Raw genomic sequence first — 1978 nt, 5'->3', positions numbered from 1 at the left:
GTGGGGAGAGGTGCAAGACCTTTAGTCCTTGTCTGCATAGTTTGCAAAGCTATGTGCGGATACGACCGATATACGTGGCTCCGAAGCCAAAAGAATATGCGGTAAATCGGCAATACTTAAAGGATGCGTCATTTTTTTAAATGACCGCCTTTAGGGAGAGTATTGCCGAAACTCTCTCAACCGTTTCCAAAGCCAAAGCACGAAGTGCGACGCTTTGGGGGCGAGTTGAGAAGTTGAGAGCATTTGTTTTTTAGAGGGGGGTAAGAGGGCGGAATTATATTACACCCTCTTTTCTGCTTAGGCTATTTAAGTAGTAAAAGTATATCTTAATTAAATGCTTGTCTTAAAACTTCACCTTTTTCTGTAGAAGTTTGACTAGTCGTAGAGTTTTCATCATTTATGTCCAAAATATCTTTTCTTTTTTCGGGACCATAATATGAAATAAACTTACTTATAGATTTATCCCAAGCTAAATAACTGTTGTTATATTCAGATATAAAACGATATCCATCTTTTGATTTTTGAAGTCCTAAACCTTCACGACCTAACCAATAATTAAGTACATGATTGTATTTACCTGCCTCATTTTGAAAATAGATATCTATAAAGCCATCACTACTTCCAGTAAACATAGAGTAAGCACCTTCACAGGTAACTGCTGAAGATCGGATAATGTAATCTTTTAGTCCATCGCCATTAAAATCTACATTTACCAAAAATCCTTTATGGAAAGTGATTTTTGGATTTTTAATAGCCATTTCTTCATCTTCAGCTATACCTTGACATGCTTCAATATAATTAGTTTGGACTGCTTCTTTAATTTCTATAGGAAGCTTATTGAAAGGGATACTATTATTTTTTACAGGGATTTCTGCTAAAGAATTTGTACAAAAAATAGCGATGGATATGAAACCTATGAACTTTTTCATTAATAAACCTATTTATTTGAATTTTATAAAGATTAATAGGTATATCTGAAACCTTGTGCCATCATGCAATCTTGTATCATTTCAGCTTTTTCATTTTGATTTACTTTAGCTAAACCTACGTCATAGCGACATTTTGCTAAAGCATTATTAACATCGTGTGGAGTAATTCCTGCTTTTCTCCACATAGGTTGTGATGTACTACATGCAGAAAGTAAAAGTGTTGAAACAGCTAATGCCCCGATAATTGTTTTTTTCATAAAAAACTCTATAAAACTTAATAAAATAAGTTTTTGATTTTACCAAATAAATAAATTAAGTAATCAGTTAATTATTTTTTTTACGCTGATTTAAGGTTTCTTGTCCTAAATCCTTCCAAATTTGCCATTTCATATCATTTGGGTCTATTTCAGCAGTTTTTAGAAGAACGCCAAGTAATTCGGCTGGGTCACGTTGATCTAGGTTAGCTATTTCAAATAATGCGCCTAATTGAATGAGATGACGTGTACGAGCTTTACGTTCAGCTTCTTTTTCTGCATTCAGTAATTTTCTAACTGCAACTTTTTGCTTATTTGCTCGATCTATGGCTTTTTCAGCTTTGATCAAGGCATTGATCTTTTTCTCTTGGTCGGGTGTTCTGTACTGAATTTTGGCTAATTCAAGTAAAAGTTTTTGAGCATCACTAGGATTCTTTAAAGCAGAAATATAGGTGATTTTTTCAGACAGCCAATCATTATTCATATTCAATTCCATTAATTCAGATACCGCAAAAGCACAGGCTCAATACTCAAAGAACGATAACAAAATATTTACGTTCGAGTAACGTAATTTTGTTAAAGTCGTTCTAGAGATTATCGCCTGTACTTCCATCAAAAATTTGATGGCGCGCTTAGACGTTTCTCAATTTCATTGAGAAACCTAAGCACGTTAGGGACTTCATCCCTAAAACCCTGAAACTTCTTTTTTTCTTTCAATTGAAAATTTAAAGAAAAAAAGAAGTACCACAGCTAGGAGCAACCGCATGCAACTTAAACAGGTATTGGGAAAGATCA

At 34.0% G+C, this 1978-nt stretch carries 3 protein-coding genes; all 3 read right to left on the bottom strand.

From position 1 onward, the window contains the following. Positions 1-326: 326 nt before the first annotated feature. The 3 genes from FTV37_RS17215 to FTV37_RS17205 all read right to left on the bottom strand — a co-directional run bounded on the left by FTV37_RS17215 (position 327) and on the right by FTV37_RS17205 (position 1667). Positions 327-929, bottom strand: a complete 603-nt coding sequence (locus FTV37_RS17215; RefSeq protein ID WP_179995850.1) for a hypothetical protein — start codon at positions 927-929, stop codon at positions 327-329. A gap of 32 nt (positions 930-961) precedes the next feature. Further along, positions 962-1186, bottom strand: a complete 225-nt coding sequence (locus FTV37_RS17210) for a hypothetical protein (protein WP_018680094.1) — start codon at positions 1184-1186, stop codon at positions 962-964. Between the two features lie 67 nt (positions 1187-1253). Then, positions 1254-1667, bottom strand: coding sequence for a conjugal transfer protein TraD (locus tag FTV37_RS17205; protein WP_042087981.1), 414 nt, complete (start codon positions 1665-1667; stop codon positions 1254-1256). Positions 1668-1978 lie beyond the last annotated feature (311 nt).

It is taken from the genome of Acinetobacter sp. YH16042 (assembly GCF_013417245.1).
GTDB lineage: Bacteria > Pseudomonadota > Gammaproteobacteria > Pseudomonadales > Moraxellaceae > Acinetobacter > Acinetobacter amyesii.
The sequence above is the reverse complement of the archived record's forward strand: the minus strand, read 5'-3'. Positions and strand labels throughout refer to the sequence as shown.